At 45.3% G+C, this 21,936-nt stretch carries 18 protein-coding genes; 5 read left to right on the forward strand and 13 right to left on the reverse strand.

From position 1 onward, the window contains the following. Positions 1-12: 12 nt before the first annotated feature. The 6 genes from AC3WJJ_RS21950 to AC3WJJ_RS21975 form a co-directional block, all read right to left on the reverse strand. Positions 13-813, reverse strand: coding sequence for an ABC transporter permease (locus tag AC3WJJ_RS21950; RefSeq protein ID WP_492543758.1), 801 nt, complete (start codon positions 811-813; stop codon positions 13-15). Further along, a complete protein-coding gene (locus AC3WJJ_RS21955) occupies positions 810-1,586 on the reverse strand; it encodes an ABC transporter permease (protein ID WP_492543760.1) in 777 nt (258 codons plus the stop codon). Before AC3WJJ_RS21955 ends, AC3WJJ_RS21950 begins: the two co-directional genes overlap by 4 nt. Positions 1,587-1,757: 171 nt before the next feature. Further along, positions 1,758-2,090: a thioredoxin family protein gene (locus tag AC3WJJ_RS21960; RefSeq protein ID WP_492543762.1), complete on the reverse strand. Its 333-nt coding sequence runs from the start codon at positions 2,088-2,090 to the stop codon at positions 1,758-1,760. 25 nt (positions 2,091-2,115) lie between these two features. After that, positions 2,116-2,523: a GNAT family N-acetyltransferase gene (locus tag AC3WJJ_RS21965; protein ID WP_492544051.1), complete on the reverse strand. Its 408-nt coding sequence runs from the start codon at positions 2,521-2,523 to the stop codon at positions 2,116-2,118. A 91-nt stretch (positions 2,524-2,614) separates the two neighbouring features. After that, positions 2,615-4,471, reverse strand: coding sequence for an ABC transporter ATP-binding protein (locus tag AC3WJJ_RS21970; RefSeq protein ID WP_492543764.1), 1,857 nt, complete (start codon positions 4,469-4,471; stop codon positions 2,615-2,617). Next, positions 4,452-6,191: an ABC transporter ATP-binding protein gene (locus AC3WJJ_RS21975; protein ID WP_492543766.1), complete on the reverse strand. Its 1,740-nt coding sequence runs from the start codon at positions 6,189-6,191 to the stop codon at positions 4,452-4,454. The genes AC3WJJ_RS21970 and AC3WJJ_RS21975 overlap by 20 nt, the downstream gene beginning before the upstream one ends. Before the next feature lie 208 nt (positions 6,192-6,399). Between AC3WJJ_RS21975 and AC3WJJ_RS21980 the strand changes: the two genes are divergently transcribed. Further along, positions 6,400-7,449 (forward strand): hypothetical protein, encoded by a 1,050-nt coding sequence (locus AC3WJJ_RS21980; RefSeq protein WP_492543768.1) that lies wholly within the window; start codon positions 6,400-6,402, stop codon positions 7,447-7,449. An 89-nt stretch (positions 7,450-7,538) separates the two neighbouring features. Here the strand turns inward: AC3WJJ_RS21980 and AC3WJJ_RS21985 are convergent, their stop codons facing one another. Both AC3WJJ_RS21985 and AC3WJJ_RS21990 read right to left on the reverse strand, forming a co-directional pair. Beyond that, positions 7,539-10,847, reverse strand: a complete 3,309-nt coding sequence (locus tag AC3WJJ_RS21985) for an FtsX-like permease family protein (protein ID WP_492543770.1) — start codon at positions 10,845-10,847, stop codon at positions 7,539-7,541. A 12-nt stretch (positions 10,848-10,859) separates the two neighbouring features. After that, positions 10,860-11,519, reverse strand: coding sequence for an ABC transporter ATP-binding protein (locus AC3WJJ_RS21990; RefSeq protein ID WP_422661386.1), 660 nt, complete (start codon positions 11,517-11,519; stop codon positions 10,860-10,862). Positions 11,520-11,798: 279 nt separating this feature from the next. Between AC3WJJ_RS21990 and AC3WJJ_RS21995 the strand changes: the two genes are divergently transcribed. Both AC3WJJ_RS21995 and AC3WJJ_RS22000 read left to right on the forward strand, forming a co-directional pair. Further along, a complete protein-coding gene (locus tag AC3WJJ_RS21995; protein ID WP_492543772.1) occupies positions 11,799-13,352 on the forward strand; it encodes a leucine-rich repeat domain-containing protein in 1,554 nt (517 codons plus the stop codon). A gap of 32 nt (positions 13,353-13,384) precedes the next feature. After that, entirely contained in the window at positions 13,385-13,660 is a 276-nt protein-coding gene (locus AC3WJJ_RS22000) for a hypothetical protein (RefSeq protein WP_492543774.1), read from the forward strand. A gap of 97 nt (positions 13,661-13,757) precedes the next feature. On the opposite strand, the gene AC3WJJ_RS22005 is transcribed toward AC3WJJ_RS22000, so the two are convergent. The 5 genes from AC3WJJ_RS22005 to AC3WJJ_RS22025 all read right to left on the reverse strand — a co-directional run bounded on the left by AC3WJJ_RS22005 (position 13,758) and on the right by AC3WJJ_RS22025 (position 20,290). Continuing rightward, the gene (locus tag AC3WJJ_RS22005; RefSeq protein WP_492543776.1) at positions 13,758-14,618 is read right to left on the reverse strand and encodes a MurR/RpiR family transcriptional regulator; all 861 of its coding nucleotides are present in this window, start codon (positions 14,616-14,618) and stop codon (positions 13,758-13,760) included. 75 nt (positions 14,619-14,693) lie between these two features. Beyond that, positions 14,694-15,359, reverse strand: a complete 666-nt coding sequence (locus AC3WJJ_RS22010) for a hypothetical protein (protein WP_492543778.1) — start codon at positions 15,357-15,359, stop codon at positions 14,694-14,696. Positions 15,360-15,378: 19 nt separating this feature from the next. Further along, positions 15,379-17,526 (reverse strand): hydantoinase/oxoprolinase family protein, encoded by a 2,148-nt coding sequence (locus tag AC3WJJ_RS22015; protein ID WP_492543780.1) that lies wholly within the window; start codon positions 17,524-17,526, stop codon positions 15,379-15,381. 76 nt (positions 17,527-17,602) lie between these two features. Continuing rightward, a complete protein-coding gene (locus AC3WJJ_RS22020) occupies positions 17,603-18,895 on the reverse strand; it encodes a citrate transporter (protein WP_492543782.1) in 1,293 nt (430 codons plus the stop codon). 36 nt (positions 18,896-18,931) lie between these two features. After that, complete coding sequence (locus AC3WJJ_RS22025) at positions 18,932-20,290, reverse strand: FAD-dependent oxidoreductase (RefSeq protein WP_492543784.1); 1,359 nt, start codon at positions 20,288-20,290, stop codon at positions 18,932-18,934. Between the two features lie 233 nt (positions 20,291-20,523). On the opposite strand from AC3WJJ_RS22025, the gene AC3WJJ_RS22030 reads away from it, so the two are divergent. Beyond that, positions 20,524-21,069: a YobA family protein gene (locus tag AC3WJJ_RS22030; protein WP_492543786.1), complete on the forward strand. Its 546-nt coding sequence runs from the start codon at positions 20,524-20,526 to the stop codon at positions 21,067-21,069. A gap of 167 nt (positions 21,070-21,236) precedes the next feature. Beyond that, entirely contained in the window at positions 21,237-21,530 is a 294-nt protein-coding gene (locus tag AC3WJJ_RS22035) for a hypothetical protein (RefSeq protein ID WP_492543788.1), read from the forward strand. Positions 21,531-21,936 lie beyond the last annotated feature (406 nt).

Raw genomic sequence — 21,936 nt, forward strand, 5'->3', positions numbered from 1 at the left:
TTATTCTCCTCCTTAGCTCCCAGCGCTCTGGTATTTGGTAATGCCAAACCGCCAGAATCGCAAGGATAGGGTGAGACAGATCACCGCAACCATCGCTACAGCAGCAAGCACCCAAGGCCCGAGTTCTCCGCGCAGTATGTATAATGATGGAACGTAATTGACGAAACCAACAGGCACAACGATAAGTAGTAAGGACGACATCCACTTGGGATACAGCGATAACGGATATTGCGCAGCGGTGCGGGCAGCATCTTCAGTAATGGTCTGGAGTTCGTTAATTCGGGTCGTCCAGAAACCGAGCGTTGCGGTAGCAAGGCCAATGGAGAACAGAATGACAGCTCCTGTACCGATAATGAGCAACGTCTGAGGCACAGCGATGAAGTCTACTTTACCACTGCTTATCATGGCGCCAAGTGACCAGATCAGCAGAAAGCTTCCCTGCAACAACTCACCAAGCATAATGCGGAAGTGTTGGGGCATCAGTGCAAGCAGCACCGGCATGGGCCTTGTCAGCAGCTGATCAAGTTCCCCGGTGACAAGATATTTTTCCAGATGGTGCACTTCATCGGCAAAAGTTCGGTACAGCGTCTTCGAAAGTGTCATCACGGCAAACAAATACCCAATCTCATACAGAGACCAGCCTTGGATGGCACCAAATTTGTGAAGTACAATCGCTACCATCAGAAATTCTGAGATTTGAATGAGCGCAGCCAGGATCGATGCCAAAAAGAAGTTGAATTTATACTGCATACGGCTTTTGATACTCGTTCGAATAAGTAACCCGTATAAAGAAATCCATGATTTCATCGTCATCCTCCCTGCACCTCCACTTTCCGGCGCAAAAAGCCAGTAACGAATATGCAGATCAGGGTGAGCAGAACACACCAGAACAACGTACCCCATAATGCAGAGACGTTACCTAAACCGAGATAGAAACGCGTGGGCACATACAGCAAGTAAGGATAAGGCGACCACCATGCGATACGCTCTAGCCAATCAGGCAGCCACTCAATCGGAATAAAAAATCCGGCAAGCAAATTAATCATGGCGTGGTTGGCCCAGTAAAGCCACGAAGATTCGGTTGTCCATAATGCCGATGCACCAATCAGATAATTCATACAGATGGACAGATAGGCTGCGCCAACTAAAGCAAAAGCTGCGTAAAGAAGAGATGATTTTTGTTCCGGGAGAGAAAGAGAAAAGGCGAAGTAATAAACAAGGTAGATCGGAATGGATTTGTACACGAACTGGTAACCGATTTGCCCCCATTCCTTAGCCATCAAATGGCTAAACAGATGCACGGGTCGCATTAAATCAAGTGAAATGTGGCCCGTCCTGACCGCTTGAGGTATACCAAGACCATTCGTGACAAAGCTAGCGACCCATAACGCAGACTGGGTAAAGGCAATATAGTTCACCATCCCTTGCGTTCCGTACTCTCCAAGTGCATAATCCGCACCTAGACCGATCCAGATACATGCGTACATAAAGCCGAACATCGCGCTCGCGATATTATGGACCATGTGCGCTCCCCGATACTGCAAGTTTCGGGCATAGGCTTTGGAAGCCAGAGTGAAATAAAGCATGGAACACCTCCGATAAGTAGTTGTTGACGGCTATCCGTCCACTTCAGACAAGGCGAAAATTGAGAGAAGGACAATAGCATACCAAAACATTCCAATAGAGGCAAGAGATTTTTTGGGGACAAAAAAACGCCGAAGACAGGCCCCCCCCTGTAATTCGGCGTTTCCATATGATTAGCTTTGCTCCTTGAGTACTTCCTCATACTGCGACAATACATGGTCTAGCTCGTCAAAGCGTACAAAACGGGCAATGCGGAATACTTCCTTACCTTCAAAAAACACCAGCACCGTCGGTGCAGAGAACGCCAAGTAAGCCGATGCTACGTCAGGAGCATCTTCCATGTATGCATATATACCCGTCACGTCAGAACGTGGTTTTAGCATAGTTGACACCTTGGCCTGAACCGATTCACATACACCACATTGTCCAGTCTTAATCACTAGTAGTACAAGTTGTTGTTCCGCTATTACCTGTTGAATATCCTCAAGTGATTTCAATTGCTGCATAACATCTTCCTCCATTTAACACACCTCAAAAACTTCCAGATTGCCTTTTATAATTCCTTAATATCATACCATTTGTCTTCGACATTCCGGCTTGCTCATAATAAGGAACTAAATCATCGTCGCAACATAAATCAATCATATAGATGTGATCCAATTCTTGGACCATCCGATTAACCAATTCCTTGCCTATACCTTGGTTTTGGTATTCTGGTAGAACTTCAAGAAGCGGAATGTAGGCAGATAATACTCCATCACTGATCGCTGTAATAAATCCAATGACTTGATTTATATGATCATCAAATGCCAAGATTACTTTACTGCTGTTCTTCAGTAGCTTGAAGTGAGTCTGTGGACTAGGTGGACTCGGCCAATCCACAAAAAAACCTTTTAACATATCCTCTGTAATACCATCCAGTGAATTCTTGTATACCATCATATATATCAGCTCCTAATTTAGTCTTCATTATTAGATTGATGATATATATCAAAAGAAAAGTAACAACGATATTACCTCCAAACGTTTTCTACAATGCCGCTCGCTTTAACTGCCCATGGTACAAATCACTGTAGAATCCTCCTTCTTCAAGCAGCTCATCATGTGAGCCCTGCTCTAGAAGACGGCCATCCTTCAAAACCAGGATGCGGTCAGCCTGCCGAATCGTATTCAAGCGGTGCGCTATTACAAAGCTGGTACGCCCCTTCATCAGGCGCTGTAGTCCTTCTTGAATTTTAATCTCAGTTACGGTATCTATACTGCTTGTCGCTTCATCCAGCACCAGCATCGCAGGATTCGCAAGAATTGCCCGGGCAATAGCAAGCAACTGCTTCTGTCCTTGACTGATCCCGCTTCCGCCCTGCTTCAGTACCTTATCGTAACCGTCATTCAGTCGCATGATAAAGGAATGGGCATTCGCTAGCTTCGCTGCTTCCTCAACTTCTTCGTCGCTTGCATCCAGACGGCCGAACCTGATATTCTCCCTTATGGTTCCTTCGAACAGGAATGAATCCTGAAGCACAAATGCCATATGACTACGCAGGCTCTCCCGTTGAATCGTTGTAATATCCCGGCCATCCAGTGTAATCGTGCCGCCATTCGGATCGTAAAAGCGGGACAGCAGCTGAATGAGCGTTGTCTTACCAGCCCCGGTTGGGCCGACTAGAGCAATCATCTCACCTGGCTTGGCTTCAAAACTGATGCCTTCTAGCGTATCACCATCTTGTTCATATGCAAAGGATACGTCCTTGAAGGTTACCGCCCCTTCGACTTGTTGCAGTTTAACTGCTGCGCCTTCATCCTTTGCTTCCACTTCTTCATCCAGCACCTCAAACACGCGCTCCGCACCAGCAATAGCAGAGAGAAGTGTGTTCCACTGATTCGCCAGATCGTTCAGCGGACGAGTGAACTGTCTTGCATAACTTTCAAAAATCACAATAACGCCTATCGAAATATATCCCTTGATGACCATAACTCCACCGATGCCGGCAACAATTGCAAAGCTCAAGTTGTTAAGACCGTTCATCAGCTTCGGTATAAATCCTGATATCGTCTGTGCCCAGAAGCCGGACAAGCGAATCTTAGCATTACGCTCACCGAACTCGCGAATGACCCGATCCTCTTGAGAGAATGCCTTAATAATGCGCTGACCGGAGAGCGTTTCTTCAATGTATCCATTAAGTTCCCCAAGATTTCGTTGCCGCTCTTTAAATAGCGGACCTGTGCGCCGGGTAATCCAACGCATACCAAGTGCCATAAGAGGAACCACTATGAATGTCAGGAGTGTTAGAAGTGGACTAAGCCATAACATCACCGACAATGTCCCTACGAGCGTTAGAACACTGGAAAAAATCTGAATGGCCGAACTGTTTAACGTTGAACTTACATTCTCAATATCGTTCGTTAGTCGGCTCATGATCTCACCTTGCTGCCTTTTACCATAGAATGGAATCGGTAATCGGTGTAAGTGTGTGAACAAGTCCATCCGCATTCGATATACAGTCTCTTGAGCAATACCGATCATCCATACATTATGTAGCCATGTGGTCAGTGCTTGAAGAATGTACACAACAGCCAAGCCAATTAAGAAATAGATCCATGCTGATCCACCGGTACCACCGGATATACTTGCAGTCTCCAAAAAGTCATCTACTGCAATTCCAAGCAAATACGGGCCAAGCAGCGCTAAACCCGAGCTTAGCATGACCATAAACAAGACAAGGGATAACTTGCCCTTTCTACGTGCCAAATACGACCAAATTCGTTGAAGTGTAGCCGACCAATTCTTTGCCTTAACATTTGATTTACGACTAAATATGCCTTTGCCCTTTCCTAGTTCAAACTTTGGCTTAGGGTGACGGAACGGTTCAATGAGTGCTTTGAACATGCTGCGCCTCCTCCCCATACTGTGATTCATAAATACGGCGATACAGTGAGGAGCTTTCCATTAAAGCCTCATGATCTCCCTTTTCAATCAAACGGCCATCGTCAAGTAGCAGGATAAGATCCGCCGATGTCGTGGAGCTAATCTTCTGTGTAATCAAAAATGTTGTACAAGATAGATCCTTCAGTGCATCTAGCAGCGCAGCCTCAGTCCGAACATCCAGCGCACTCGTGCTATCGTCCAGTATCAAGATCGCAGGTTTACGTACAAGCGCCCTTGCAATAGATAACCGCTGCTTCTGACCACCAGACAGATTCACACCACGCTGTCCGAGCATTGTATCGTAACCGTTAGGCAGGCTTTCAATGGTTTCATGAATTTGTGCTCTTCTAGCTGCTTCCTTGATCTCATCCATCGTTGCCTGTTCTTGCCCCCAAGCGATATTGTCACGCACCGTACCCGAGAACAGTAACACTTCCTGTGGAACATAACCGATATTTCTCCGTAAATGCTCGGGATCCATCTTACTGGCCTTCACTCCGTCCACGAGGATTTCACCCGAATTCTCTTCATACAAGCGGGGAATGAGCTGAACCAATGAAGATTTACCTGAACCCGTAGCACCCATGATTGCTATGCGCTCTCCAGGACGAGCTGCGAATGATATATCCGACAGAACAGCAATATCACTGCCTGGATAGCTGAAATTAACCTCCTCAAACTCAACGGCGCCTTTCAGGGTTTTGCTTCCGGAAGTTGATTGCGCTTCATAAGCATCATTCTCCGTATTCAATACTTCCTCAACCCGCTGCGCTGACGCACGAGCTCTAGATAATACCATAACTAGACCTGACAACGCGGACATCGCACCGATACAGCGCAGGGTATAGTTAAGGACCGCAACTACTTCCCCCATCGAAGCGCCACTACCCGTAGCGATATCATGACGACCGAACCATAAAACCGCCAGAATCGCTGCATTCATCACAATCAGAATAAAAGGCATCGTTCGTTCCGTCATACGTAGCGTAGATACCGTATTCTTCATAAGTTTACCGGAGGTTCGAGCGAATCTCTCGATCTCATGGCCCATGCGTACAAATACACGGATCAACCGAATACCCGTTAAGTTTTCCTGAATGACACCATTCACCGAATCAAGCTGCTGCTGCACTTGGCGGAAAGAAGTTGCGGCTTTTTTCATAATCCAAGCTATAAAAATAAATAATGCCGGTACAGTTAATACCAGCCAGAGTCCAAGCTTCACATTAACAACTAGGGCCATGATAATACTTCCCGATACAACAAGCGGAACCCGCGTCATAAACCGCAATCCCATGAATACGGTGTCCTGAATTTGCGTCACATCTCCTGTCAATCTCGTGATCAATGAAGATGTTGCAAACCGATTAAACACCGAGTAAGAAAACGATTGCACTTTGTCGTACAACTTGTCCCGCAGATCATACCCAAGGCCTTGGCTTGTATGCGCTGCGAAGAATGAGCTAGCTATCCCGGCTGCAAAAGCAACAAGGGAGCTGGCGGTCAGTATACCTCCCCACATCCATACAACCGATAGATCATGATGCTGAATTCCGTCATCAATGATCTTGGACATGATGAGCGGTTGAACTAATTCCAGTGACAGTTCAATCAGCATCATGGCAAGCGCCGCGAGTGCAGCTACCCGATACTTTTTCAAAAAAGTAAAAACAATTCCCATTCACATTCCTCCGACTTCCGGGCCCTGATGTCGCAACTGCACGTTATGCGAAGGCCAACAAATGATAACGTTCATTGATATATATGTATATTATAACGTATTTTTTCAACAAGATCGTTTAAAAAAGGAATTTGGAACCGTTTCTCGCTAAATTATTATCACACTTTTCTCGATATAATATATAGCAATGTAGAAAGAAGAGGATGCAATGAATCTACTACAGACGTTTACATTAAATGAAGAAGGATACACCCTAATCCAGAAGCTGGTGCTTTTCCGAATCGAAGAAGATCTGTCGTATGAACATCATACCTTGAGACTAATTGAAGAGAAGCAGCAAAATATCGCACAAAAGAGCGGATTTATTCACTCGCTTAACAAAGCTCATAAAGATCATGCTGCCTCCAAAGTTATGGAGCGGATCCGTAAGAAAGAGGAATGGAAAGCTTACTGGGAAGCAAAGTACCTGCTCGTACTACCGGAAAATCTCAGAAACACCCCAATCGATCGATTGATTAGCCAATGTAATGAAACGTCCGATGGACGTGTACAGTTATTTCTCATTATGCAGGAAGTTATCCATACTCCGATCTATTATGATATGGAACCCTTCAACAATGCCTTGGAAGAAACCTATTTTGAAGCCCATATCGATAAAATCTCACTCATGTGTGGATTCGGTCCCTGGGGGAAGAAAATTTATAAGAATACTGAAAAATTCTTCAAAGACATTAAAGATGAAGGTGGAAAACTGCCGAAATGGGGCATCACTGGTCTTGTGGGGATCGGATCGGTTGCCACGGTACTCGCCCTTCCTGTTATTGCCCCCGCCGTTGGAGGAATACTGGGCCTATCTGGTGCAGCGGCCACTTCCGCAAGATTGGCTATGCTTGGTGGCGGCTCCATTGCAGCAGGTGGACTCGGCATGATGGGCGGCATGACGGTACTTGTTGGCGGGAGCAGCGTGCTTGGTACCGTTGCTGGTGGTGCTGTGGGCAAAATGCTGAGCCAGATCCCCCAAGAGGCTGTGGCACTTAGCATCGTTAAGAATATTAATCTGATTCATTATCTTAAATCCGATGACAATCGCGATCAGGCAGGGACTATGGACACCTTAATCCAAGCTCAAAATATGTTCCTGGAGTTCAAGCAGCAGACCGAAAGAGAAATGGTGACACACGGCATTTATAGCAACAAAAAAGACATGATGCAGATGTCGCATATTTTGAATCGAGCATTCCGTCAGTTAATTACATAAACAAAGGGCCCCGCACATCATACGGGGCCCTTTGTTGTTAAACTTATATCTTTTTATACGATTCATAAGAAATGCTTCTCTATCACTACCTACTCCACAGACTTCAACGCCTCAATCATATCGATCCGCTTCAGCTTGAAATGCATGGACAGCATCACAATACCGGAGAACAGCAAGGTTAACAACGCCGCATATCCGTAGCTCATCCACTTGATATTCTGACTGAACATCATCGCATCCACTTCTGCGGTTTGAAGCACGAACCCGTGCAGCCAAATCCCTAGGAAATTACCAACGATAATCCCTAGGATAGTCAAGATCATATTTTCCCTGTAAATGTACATCGTGACTTCCTTGTCGTAAAAGCCGAGTACTTTAATCGTAGACAGCTCTCTGATCCGCTCCGACACATTGATATTGGTCAGATTGTACAATACAACAAACGCCAGCGCTGCTGCAGAAACAATGAGCACGACAACAACGACATTCATACTTCCCATTGTATCATCGAAAGCGGTACTCACTCCGCTCGTGAAGCTTACCATCGCAACCCGTTTGTTATTCGTCAGCTGTTCACCGAAGGTATCCTCCCATTGTGAACTTGTATCTTTGTATTTGAGAAGCTGTGTGTTAACTTCCGGCTGCTTGCCGAAGATGGATTCATAATAAGCTGGTGTCATGTACAGATAATGCATCGTATAGTTCTCGGTAATGCCTGCGATCTTAATTTCAAAAGTATCATTATCGTTATTCTGAATCGTTAGAGTGTCACCGATCCCTACACCGAAAAGTCTTGCCAGCTTCTCAGTCATGACAGCACCTTGATCCGTAAGCGGAATACGATTATCGGTCTTCCGATCATTGAGCACCACAAAATTACTCAGCTCATCCGATGACTCAGGAACGAATAGGTTCACATCCTGATTATTCTTTCCTTTTGCAACTGCCGTTACTGCATCCTGTGTTACATTCAGTACACCTGTAAGCCCCGACGTATTCGCAATCAATGTATCGTAATCCTTCTTGATCTGTTCGCTGTTATCGTCGTGAAAAGCAATCAATGCATTATATTTCATAATCTTGCCGAATTGCATAGGAGCGATATCCCCGATCGAATCCTTTAAACCGAATCCTGTAAGGATCAGTGCAGTACATCCTGCAACGCCACACACCGTCATAAACATCCGTTGTTTATAACGGAACAAATTTCTCGCGGTAACCTTCCCCGTAAATCCAAGCCGCTTCCAGATAAAGCTTACCCTTTCAAGTAAAATACGTTGTCCACTCTTAGGCGCCCTTGGCCGCATAAGCACGGAAGCATTGCTTCGTAGTTCTACCCTTGACGCAATGAACGCAGTCATTGTAGTACATAAGAGTGCAACTACAATCGATATCACACTATAGCTTAGATAGAAGCTGATTCTAATGCTAGGTAGATTATACAGCGAACCGTATGCATCGAAGATAATATTGGGGAATAGTGTATATCCTACAGCCAGGCCTGCTGCCGAAGCCGTGACACTTGCGAGTGTTGCGTATACCAGAAACTTCTTCATAATATCCCCGTTGCTGTACCCAAGTGCTTTTAAGGTTCCGATCTGGAGTCGCTGTTCTTCAACCATCCGTGTCATCGTGGTCAGACTGACCAAGGCAGCAATGAGGAAAAAGAAAACGGGAAACGCAGTTGCAATGGATGCCAGGCGATCCGCATTATCACTGAATTCGGTATATCCCGGATTGATACTGCGATCCAGAACATACGTCTTCGGCAGTTCAAGCTCATCCAATTCTTTCTCTCCGTTAGCGATATCCTTCTCCGCATCAGCGATTTTCCGGTCCGCCTTCTTCTTCTCTTCATTATAAGTAGCTAGGCCCTTATCGTATTCAGCCTGGCCTTCTTCCAGCTTCGCCTTAGCAGATGCAAGTTCAGCTTCGCCTTTCTGTCTTGCCTCAGCAAGCACGGATTTCCCCTTATCCAGCTCATTTTGTCCTTGTATCAACTTGCTTTCACCAGCAAGAAGCTGAGTCTGACCTTCTTGTAGTTGCTGTTTCTTCGCATCCAGCTCCTTCTGTGCGGAAATAAGTGTCGCCGAAGCCTTACTTAGTCCCTGTTCGAAAGAGCTCACAGCACCCTTTAATACCGAAGTATCCACAGAACCATTTAGATAACCCGAAACCACCTGTCCTAATCCCTTATCTGCTGCTCCCGCTGCGCTAATCAGCTGCGATTTCTGCTCCTGCGGGATAGCTCCTGGCGGCAGCTTCGCAATCTGCTTCAGCGATTTCACTAGTTCTTGTCCTTGAGCCAGCTTCGGCTCTAAAGCTTTCTTCTGCCCGTCCAGCTCTGCTTGACCTGCCTTTAGCTGAGCCTGACCTTCGCTTAAGCGTGTTCGGTTACGCTCCAACTCAGCCTTTCCGCGCTCAAGCTCTCTTTCGGCCGAATCTAACTTCCGCTGTCCATTCGCAAGCTCCGACTGAAGCTTGTCCACGCCTTGCTGATAACTGCGTCGTCCATCGTCCAAGATTACCTTAGCATCTGCAAGCTCTTGCTGAGCTTCGGCTAACTCTTGTTTTGCTTCAACAATCTTAAGCCGGGCATCATCCAGCTTAGCTTGACCTTCCTTCTGAATCTCTTTCAACCGCTCCTCCGGTTGAAGTTTAAGCGCCTGCTCTACCTGCTCCTTATGTTGTTCAATACGATCATCATACTCTGCAGTATATGGCGCTAGCGACGCCGTATCTTTAAAGCTTAAATAGGCTTCCGTATATACTTCTAGATTAAAATCCTCCTGTGGAACAACCACAAATACATCGGCCGTCCCCTTACCAATACTGCTGCTTCCCCGCCCCAGATTACTAATGAACATCGGGCTTTTCACAGTTCCAACGACCTTGTAACTAACCTTCTTGAACGTATCTTTTAAAGCCTCTGAGTCTGGATTCGTAAAGGTAATTGTGTCTCCAAGCTTATATTTGCTCCCCATCTCGCCATTATCATCAATGGCAATCTCCCCAGAAGACTGTGGTAATCTGCCTGACGTAAGCTTATATTGGTTCAGTTGGTTATCCTTATGATAGGAGAGAACTTTGGCAATGAGTCCGGTATCCCCCAGAAACACGTCCGAGCTATAAGCTGGCTGTACATCTAAAACATCTGGGACCTTTTTAATCGTTTCAATATCCTTTTGTCTCAAACCCAAGGTCGATTGAACTTTGAGATCCATTAATCGAAGTTCCTTGTAATAGTGGTCTGCGGTATTCAACATGTCAGGACCCGTAGCCTTGATCCCCGCAAAAAACCCAACCCCCAACATGATGATGGCAAAAATGGACAGAAACCGCGCCTTGGTCCGCCATATTTCCCGGAAAATATCACTCCATAAGGCCTTTTTCTTCAAAATATTAACCCCTTACCATTCGATGCTATCGACAGAGACCGGATTTGGGTTTTGCACGACTTTCCGGACCTTGGCGTTATTAATCTCGATAACCCGGTCAGCCATAGGCGCGATTGCCGAGTTGTGTGTAATGACGATTACGGTTGTTCCGGTATTCCTGCATGTATCCTGAAGGAGCTTCAGCACCTGCTTGCCCGTATTATAGTCGAGTGCGCCTGTTGGCTCATCACATAAGAGCAGTTTTGGCTGCTTCGCAAGTGCTCTCGCTATCGCTACTCGCTGCTGTTCACCACCGGAGAGCTGAGCTGGGAAGTTGTTCAATCGTTCACCTAGACCCACATCTCGAAGTACCTTCTCTGCATCTAGAGCTCGAGGAGAAATTTGCGATGCCAGCTCTACATTTTCAATCGTTGTTAAATTGGGCACTAGATTATAGAACTGAAATACAAATCCGACATCCGTCCGGCGGTATCCAGTAAGCTCTTTGTTATTGAATTTAGCAATATCCGTCCCATCTACAAGAACTTGTCCTTCGTCCGCCGTATCCATACCGCCTAAAATGTTCAAAACGGTTGATTTCCCTGCACCGCTGGGACCTACTATAATGGCGAACTCACCTTTTTCAATATCAAAATCAATGCCATCATTCGCCACGATGGTGGTCTCCCCCATCTGATAGCGCTTGTATTCATTTTTTATCGATACAAATGCCACTCTATCCGCTCCCTTGCTGACATTTCTTATAACTACAATTTATTAACAAGTGTATCACAAAAAAATCTGCCAATAAAAATGCTAAACCCTCAAAACAGACATCGTCACACAACGTTCCTATTCTCACAGTTTTCAATACATGTAATACCTTTATAGCAACATTTTGTAAAAGAGAACGTTATATTATTAGGCGCTTTGAATTGATTCATCTGATGCAATAAAGAAGGAGACGATTTTATGAAAAAAATAAGCCTTACGTCACTACTTCTACTCCTCGTCCTAGTCCTTATACCAAACTCCGTTTTTTCTGCAAAAGCTGGTGCATCCGCAGGAGTATCTTTCCCTGATCCCGTACTTGAGATGATTATCCGGCACTACGTCAAAAAACCAACAGGTACTATCACACAGTCGGATGTCGATAAGATCACCGTTCTGGATACAAACGAGGTTCATACCATGCTCGTAAGTAAACTGAAGAAGCCCGGCGCCAGCACTCACCGAGTCGGAATTAAAAATCTAAAGGGACTTTCTCAGCTTCGCAATCTGAAATCTCTCCGTATCCAGACAATACACAAACAAGCAACCGTCTTGCATACGATTAAGGATCTGTCCGAGCTTAAAGATTTGAAAAATCTAAAACAATTAACACTCCGTGGTGTTTCCTTAGAATCTCTTCGGGGATTAGAAGGCGTAACTGAACTTAACTCACTCAATGTGAGTTCCAACGCCATTCAGAATCTGGCCCCCCTTCAGAATTTAACTAAGCTAGAGCAGCTTAATCTGTCTTGGAATCAACTGAATCAAGGAAAGAGCGGACTAGCCCCTTTGCAGAATTTAAATAAGCTGAAAACATTAAACTTGGAAATGAATGCTATGGAGGATATCTCGCCGTTAAGTCAGCTTACCGGATTGCAGGAATTAATCTTAGGTGGTTCCGGTAATGGAAATCTACAACCTTTAAGCACATTAACTAATCTTCGCAAGCTGAATATCGATTATTTTAATGCAGCCAGCCTAAAGCCGCTGAAGGGAATGAGCAAGCTGCAGGAGCTATCGATGGTGTACAACCGTGTTGAGGATCTGACACCGCTTGCCGGCATGAAGCAGCTTCAGGTTCTTAACCTAGCGGAGAATCGAGTGAAATCCTTGAAGCCACTGGAAAGCCTGAAGGAACTACGGATCATCAAGGCAAGTGACAATCAGATTGAATCACTCGCCCCATTAACCCACATGAAATATCTAAAGCAGGCCGAATTTAATGACAACCGCCTTGTATCTATGCAAGGTCTAGAGAACAAGAAACAATTAAAATCCGTCACGCTGCATTATAATATGATTGATGTTAGAGACAACTCATCAGCCACCATTTTAGCTCAGTTAAAACAACAAGGGACCCAAATTAGTTATACAGAATTTGATCCGTTTCCGGATGTTTTCCTAATAACCAAGACAAAGAAAGCTTACGCTTTCGGTAAATACGTAAAGCTTCCAGCCGCTCCATTTGAACGCAAAGGTAGAATGTTCGTCCCGCTTCACGTGGTCAGCGACCTACTAGGAGCCAAAGTACACTTCGATAAAAAGTCTCACACCATTACGATCAAGGATGAGGGAGTATCTATGATCATGAAAGTTGGATCCACAGATATGAGATGGAATGGTCAAATCATAAAGATGGATACCGTTCCTGTTGTTCATGATGATATTGTTTTCGTCCCTGTACGTGTCATCGCAGAACGTCTGGGAATGCTCATAAAACCGAATATATATGGTGTTTCGATAAATCCTTATTAAGGTGTGAACTGAACAACGAAGGAGGAACCATAATGACTCCCAAAGTAAACTGGATGTATATTGAGCTAGGAGTTCCACTGTTCATATTATCCATTGGCTTGTCTTTGCGGGCCTCCCAGTGGGTTAATATGATCACTTCGAACGGTTGGCTGCAACAGTTAACATTCCCACTGGTCTTGGGCTTACTCGTACTTGTGTTTGAATTAACCAAGCTAAGTAAGATGCGTGTTCATGCCTTGTTGGGGCTCGTGATTATTCTCAACGGACTTTGGATCGAGGCATTGATCGATCCTGGGGATTATTTATAGATACGAGATTTAGATTTCGTAACAAAACTAGTAAAAAGACAAGTGGTCCCTCACCAAGCATTCTGATCATGCCTAGGAGGGACCACTTATTTATACATTATAAAAAATAATTTGTGATCGATTGATCACTCGCCAGAATAGCTTCACTATCGAGCTTCTTCTTCAAATACTTCTTGTCCGAGGATATGAATATATTCATTATCAGATCCACGACGAACAAGAATGTGATGTGGTTAGACATGAGAGCACTGTTACTGACCGAGATTTTGTCTGGCACGATCATATCGACAACGGCATTCTCTGTAATCGGTGACGAGTCATAGCAAGTGATTGCGATGGTCTTCGCTTGATTCACCTGAGCAATCGATACTGCATCGACAATTTCCTTCGTAGAGCCTGAACGTGAGAAGGCGATTACAACATCCTCCGAGTTACACTGAGAAGCCGCAATCTTCATCGCGCGACTATCACTGATTGCTTCAGACATAATCCCGATGATCGCCAGCCGGTTCTTTAAAGCAATGGCAGCCAAGAAGGAGTCGAACAATCCGATCAGCACAATCCTTCTCGCACCCTTCAGCAGATGGACCACTTCATGCAGCTGTTCTTCCGTGATCAGCGCCGAGGTATTCACGATCAGTTCATTATAATCCAGTGCGAGAGCATCAATGGCATTGATTTCTCGTCTTTCTTTCTTCTTCGCCTGCATGTCACGATAGAAGGCATCTTGTGCAAAGGCGATTTTGAAATCGTTGAATCCCTTAAACCCTACCTTTTTACAAAAACGATTGATGCTTGTCTCTGACACACCAATCTCATTAGCGATAGCCGTAATGGTATTCCGCGTAATAAATTCGGGGTTATGGATAACATAATTAGCAATTTGATTTTCCCCATATGTTAATTTCTGTGTTTGCGATACGATTTTTGCAATGACAGCCGGAACCTGTGAAGACATGATACCTCCTCCTGATCTACCAATGGACACTAGCACAACCCATTATATCACACTGAAGTAAGGTATTGATAAAGCTTACATCCAAGACTTCCAGCGCTTTACCTGCTCCATGAATTGGGCCTTCGAAAGCGCCTTGTTCTGCATTAGATAGACGTAATCAAGCACATTCGGTAAGCATGGTAGTCCCATAAGTTCCTTGCAAAAGGCATGTGCCGCAATCTCACTGGTCTTCACCACAGTCGAACGCTTCTTCAGCCATTTTCCAAGCGTGAATACTTCAATCGGCTCCAACACTTCATTGGTGAATTTTCCTGATTTATATTCAAGATAGTGATAGAATTCATGCGCCAGATGGATATCTATCAAGCGATCCAGCTCAGCCCCCTCTGCGTCCGATCCAACCACCTCTTGATAGGATTGTTTCATCCCGGCTAAAGACTCGGCGTACACGATAATTTCCGGTGGATTCTTAGCAAAATCAATCTGTGCGCGAAATTGAACCTTATGGAACGTACCGGACCGACTCGTGATTTCATAGTGCAGACCTTCCTCTAGGCACAACTCTCGAATATCCCTTCCGATATAGGAGAATGCGGTATCCCGGCCTCTTGCAAGTGATGTGCTAACATAGTACGGGATTTGTTCTGTAGGTATTTTATGAAACAAAGGGTCCTGTTCAAGCTCTGCACAAGCCATTGTCTCGTCTGATAAAGACTGCACTTCTTCACGAGTCGCGATCATGGTCCGCCTTCGCTCCTTCCTACTGATACGCAACAACAATCATTTCATCTTCTGCGCGCATCATTTCCGTCTCAATCTCTAAGATCGACATCAACTGCTCTTTCGTCTGCATCCCTGTTAGATCCAGCATCTTCTCTTTATAGAATACAAACACCTTCGGAATGGTCGCATTCGCATCCGAGTATATCGTATTATCATCCAGGAACTCACCAAGCCTACCCCCGTGCTGCGATTTGGTCAGCTTCGTATACTGCACATTCGCTTTCTTGAAGCGCACAACGCCTTCCCGATCCAGAACACTTACACTGTTAGACTTTTTCTTAATGAGCCCAAAGAATGATTTCTTCACATGCTCACTTGCAAAAAGACTCCAGCGACCGCTTCTTGCCGCAAGCTTTGTTAATTCCAGCGGCTGATCCACCGACTTCGCAGCAATGGCTACCATCTCTTGATCTGACATCGCTTCTTGTCCTAAATCCTTCGAACGAAGCTCGGTAGAGCCGGTAGCTACGGCTCGCAAAATATTTTTCTGACTGTCGATTTCAATCGTAACCTCAACCGTCTCTTCACTGGCACCTGATTTGACGATCCGTTCTACAATTTCCGAACGTATCCGCTTAATGTCCTCTTCTGTCGGATTCACAACGGTCCGTTCCATCTGCTCCTTCACCATCGCCAGAGCCACACCGATCGTGGACACATATGGGGCATTGTTCGCGATCTTGCTCTTTAGATTCTCTCGCTCTGCCATCGCTGGTACAAGAACTGCCCCGCTTCCCCCTCCGCCTACCAGGGTGACAAACGAGCGGTCCAGTTCATAATCCTCAATCATTTCATTGACCGTCTTCATGGTCTTGTCAATCGCGATATTCATGACTGCTCTAGCGGCCTCTTCCACACTTAGTCCGACATGCGCCGCAAGAGCTTCCCATGCCTTAACAGCTGCCTCCTTATTGCCTTGAGCATAATCGCCTTCCGGAATATACCCAAGGATGTTCGCTGCTCCCGCTAAAGTATACGAATACTCCTCTCCATTCTCACTCTCAAGAATGACGTACTCGGCCGGGTCACCCTGTCTAGGACTTACAAACTTCACCTTGGGGTTCACAATATCTTCTGTCTTCGCGAATGCCTCATATGCTTTACCGGCAATATGTGCGCTCCGTGGTCCAACATCCGTGATCTTACCGCCAGCCACCTTGATCATACTTCCACCTGCAATACCAAGTGTGCGCACATCAAGTGACTGAAGATATGTTCGGTGGCCTCCCACCTGCGCATTCTTGATCATAACTTTACCATTCTTAATGACAGATATATCGACACTCGTACCCCCAACTTCGAAAAAAATGCCGTCTGAGATTTTCTCATACATCAATGCTCCAGCGACGCCTGCTGCGAGACCAGATAGCATCGTTAAGATTGGCCGCTTGCGCACTTCATCGATGCTCATAACCCCACCATCACAACGCATGATCATGAGCTGGGATTTGATATTGGCATTCTTGACGGACTTCTCCGTCATATTAGCCGTCTCCATCATTTTCGGGATGAGTGATGCATTCACGACTGCGGTTCTTGTCCGCGTCTTAAGTCCATATAGTTGTGATATTTCATGTCCACCAGTTGCATAAATACCTTTGCGATTCGCAATCTCCACCACTCGTAGCTCGTTCGTCGGATCATCTACACTATAGGCCTCCGAAGCTACAATGACTTCAGCACCTTGCTTCACAAGATCATCAATAGACGTCTCGATCTGCTGATCCCTTAAATCCTTAGAGTCTAGATATGTGTGAAATGTCTTCAAATACTTTCCCGGTGCAAGTTCAATATCACCTGGATTCGATTCGGAACGTGCACTGAGACCATCAAGACCTGAACCCATGCCGATAATACCAACAGATGCAACGTCACCTTCAAGGAGAGCATTTGTGGCTTGTGTTGTTCCGTGAGCAATAAAGGTAACATCATCCGGTAGAATGCCTCGACTTGCTAGAATTTTGTTTAAAATCTGAACAATCCCTTTTGCCACACCATCTTCATCGTGGTGGGTCGTAGGAATCTTCATCTTCTCTATGACTTCGTAAGTTTCATTATCAATGACAGCCGCGTCTGTAAACGTCCCTCCAACATCAATCCCTACCCTTACTTTTCTTCTCTCCATCATTCTCCTCCTGAAGGTACAGGCGGGATATTCGTAGTATAAGATACCACTTCCCGCCCGAGTTCAACTACCCCGATTAAAAGACCATGAAGGCCCCGATCAGCATCGAAATAAGTACAGAAACCATCATCCAAGGCAATGTCTTCTTCAAAATTTCGTTAATATCACTCTTCGTAAAATCGGCAACCCATACGTTATGTGAGTTCGTTGGATCCGATACGGCTTGCACGTTACTTACAACACGAAGCGCTAGCATTGCAGCGACCGGGGTCATCCCCGCCGTGACGAACAATGCAGCAATACCACTTCCAAGCCCCCATACGTTCAGAGGTCCACGATAAATAGCAAGTGGTGACAATAGCGTAAAGAAGATGATATACATCAGCGGATTTGTTGGCAGAACCGCTTCAATCAGCGGTGAGATCAGTGACGACACCTGTGGCGCCATAACGGAATTCAGGAGAATACCGATACCGATCATTAGTGCCATCGCCCCCGCGATATCCTGAATCCCTTCAATCAGGGCACTGGAAAGTACATGTATCGGACGTTTTGGCAGTGTTAGCAGAACTGTAACCAAGGCGCCGATCACAACGGCTGGTACAATATCCAGTTTAAAAGCAAAAACGAGAATAACCGGTACGAGAGGACTGATGAGTGCTATGGCAGGAACCTTCTTCCCATCCGTCCCGGTGGCATTAGGCATCGCCCATGCTTTACGGCCTCTGCCGTCTTTTTTGATATAGAAAATAATCATCGCAAGCGATAAGGCAATCAGCGGCAGAGCAGCTACGAGTGTATAATCCGCAATTTCCGCAACAGAAAGACCAAGAACGTCCACATATACAGCCCAGTTAGAGACGTTGAATAGTGCGCCTACACCAACCGCTGAGACGACAACGATGGAAGCCACGAATTGAGAAATTCCTGCGGTAAGCATAATCGGAATGACAATCGTACCTACGAGGATGACCATACCAAGTCCGCCGGCTGCGGAGAAAATAATCGACGCTGTAACAAAGAATAAGACAGCGATCAGCACCGGTTTGTCACCAGCCAATTCGGCCGCTTTTCGTATGATCGATTTCGTAATTCCAACTTTATTTAGAATCTGCCCGAACCAAGCACCGAACACAAGACCAGCAATAGCACCAGACAACCTCATAGAGCCAGCTGACAGAATGGTCTTGGCGATGGTCGCTGTTTCAGGATCACTGGACATCCAAGGAACACCTGCAATAATTGCAAATAATACAGCCATTAAAGGCAAAGCTAGAATCGTTGGAAGCTTCCGAGTCATCATTAATCCAACAAAGATCAGGAAGACGAGTAAAATACCGATGGCTTGAAACCACATTAAAGTTGTCACTTTAATTTCCCCTCTCACAATGGTTACTACTAATTTTTACACTTCCAGATAAGCGCCCTGCTCTTTAAGTAGATGCTGTACTTCCTTGATATTGATATCCTGGACGTCGATTCCCCCTTTCGCAGCTATTGCAGCCGCAACACCTCCCGCGTGCCCAATTGCGCCTGTTGTCGGTGTTGTACGCATAGCCGCTTGCGCTTCAAATGTCGCTGATATACATCGTCCAATCACAATGAGATTCCTAACCGAATTTGTAATCATGCAGGAGTACGGAATGCTATACATGCCACCCCACTCCAGCTTCTGATGCTTAGTCCCTTCTCCATCCGGACTATGAATGTCAATGGGGTATCCTGAATGCGCAATCGCATCCTCGAACAGACGCTGCTCAAGCAAGTCCTCCGCTGTAAGCGTATACAATCCTTTGATTTGTCTAGAGCCCCTTACTCCAATATTAGGCCCTGTTGATTCTACAACTGCATGTTCAAAACCTGGAATATATTTTCGTACGAATAACTCTAGCTCACGGCATTGTTTGCGACCAACCATTTCAGCTCGACTCAGACTCATTGCATCCGTTGCATCATGCCCCAAGATACGAGTCGTGTTCAAGATGACCTCACCCGGATTATTGGTCTCGAAGAACAGAATGTTCTCACGTGGAATCGAAATCTCACCCTTGGCCTTTGCTTCCTTAAACAAACTGTCGAATCCGCCAACCGAAAGGCGCGGGGATTTCTCGATGATGGATGTATCCCCGTCATAGAGTGGGAAATCCTCGGGATGTGCATGGATATATTGTTTCACCTTCGGAATGTCCACGTTGTACATTTTCATCTTCAAGGTCATGGGCTGCATGGCCCCGTCAGTTTCTCTTCCCTTCGTAAACTCTGCTCCAGCTAAGACAGACAGATCACCGTCACCCGTGCCATCAATAAATACAGAACCTTTAATCTCACTGAGCCCTGACTTGTTGCACACCGTTATACTTACGATTCGCCCATTCTCTGTCTTCACACCCGCGAGCATCGTGTGGTATAGAATCTCTCCACCGCTTTCTGTCACCATGAGCTCAAGCTCATGCTTCATCGCCTCGGCATCAAACGGTGTCACTGAATATGTAAAACCGACGGTATCAAAAATATGTCCCGGCGATTTCCCTAATTTCTTCAACCGCTCAATGAGTTGATCTGTAAATCCCTGAATAGCAAGCTTCTCGCCAGCATGAAAGGTCATCATCGGCCCTACACCATTTGCTGTAAGCGTCCCTCCCAAAAATCCGTGGGACTCCACAATCAGTGTTCTCGCTCCTGAGCTTGCTGCCGCAACCGCGGCCATCGCCCCGGAAATGCCTCCACCCATTACGATAACGTCATACTTCGGCATACCCTCCATCTGCGTCTTCACTCCTTTTGGGTCATGATTATAGTGATTTCTTGACCTTAGATTACCAAAGCACATCAAATATGTAAATGCTTTCAGGAAATTTTTTTCTAAATATCCGGAAATTTAGAAAGTAATTTACCGAAGAATCAACGCCCTATTTATGCGTTTTTTTGATTAGCAACATTCTGGAAAAAGGAAACGTCAATAACTATAAATCATTTCATTTTGCAAGGAGGTAGACGATGCGGACAGTATTACTTACTGTAATTAGTATATTCTTGAGCCTGTCGCTATTCGGATGTAGCTCAAGCACATCGAAATCAGGATCAGGGACTGACTCTGTTCCGCCAACGACGGAAGATACAGCGCCAGGAATGGAAGGATATGTTGTGGATCAAAGAGATGGAGGCATTCTTGTAGTTGACAATGTGCCGAAGAATTACGGCGCTACAGGCGGGGTCGAGGAATTTTATAATGCTATTTGGTTCTCTTATGACCAGAAGGACGTTGCCATTGGTCAGAAGGTTCAGGTCTGGTTTAGTATGGTCAAGGAGTCGTATCCCGGTCAATCAACCGCTGAGAAATTACGCATACTGTCTGCTCCAAAACCAACTGAAGCTAACATAAACGAGGCCGAAGCCATACGCAGAGCGATAGAAGACCCCAGAACAGATCTCCCGGGAGTTCTTGTTATTAAAGCTGCAACCTACGACGAAACATCTGATCAATGGAGGATTACAATTAAACAAGGGGACGATGAATGGGTGGTTCGAATTGATGATAAGTAAAACCTCTCAAACATAGGCTCGGTCCAAAGGATCATCCATCTTGTTTACAGCTTCAAAGGCACCCATTGAATGACTCTATATTCATCCTATGATTCAAAAACTGATTTAGGCCATGCAATGCGAAACGTTCAACACCTATTATTCACTCTAGATGAAGGGGATGAATCATGAATCATTTCATTGTTTATATGTTGGTGTTGATGACTTCCCTTATATTGAATGGATGTACTTCAGAGCAAGCATTCACTCTAGGTACGGCGGAAGCTAGATTATACGACCTTATTCCTCCATGTGCTAATGACCTCGAATCTTTCAATTTAATTGCAAAAGCAGAACAAAATGATCAAGGCTATACCTTTACGGTCACACAAAATTGTGAGCCTGTTGACGGAGAAGGACCACAGATGGAGACCATCTATAAATATTTGGTTTCGCCAGATGAAATCAAACGGATCGAATAGAGGTAAGTATCCAAATGCAACGCAAAAAGATACCCATACGCTAAACACTTTTCTTAAAGTGTCCAGTGTATGGGTACCCGTTTAAATGACCTCGGATTGTTCCTTTTCACCTTCTCTAAGATGTAATGATTAATGAACGGTTATCACCTTAGCAGCATAATAAGTGACGAAGCTCGATTCTTCAGCTTGATAATAGCTAGCGGACAGGAAATCCGCTATTTGTTAGAAAACATCCTTTTTGTGAGCTATGTGGACTCAGATTCCGCTATTCTTACAGAAAGGCTCTGATTTAATAGGTTCAGAGCTAATAGCGGATTCTCTGTCCGCTAACGATTAATATTAGTCATATTCACAAAAATAACGGCCTCTCTGTCCGTTAGTCAGTTAGTCCGTTGGCCCATTAGTC

This window comes from Paenibacillus sp. FW507-14B1B (genome assembly GCF_058781425.1).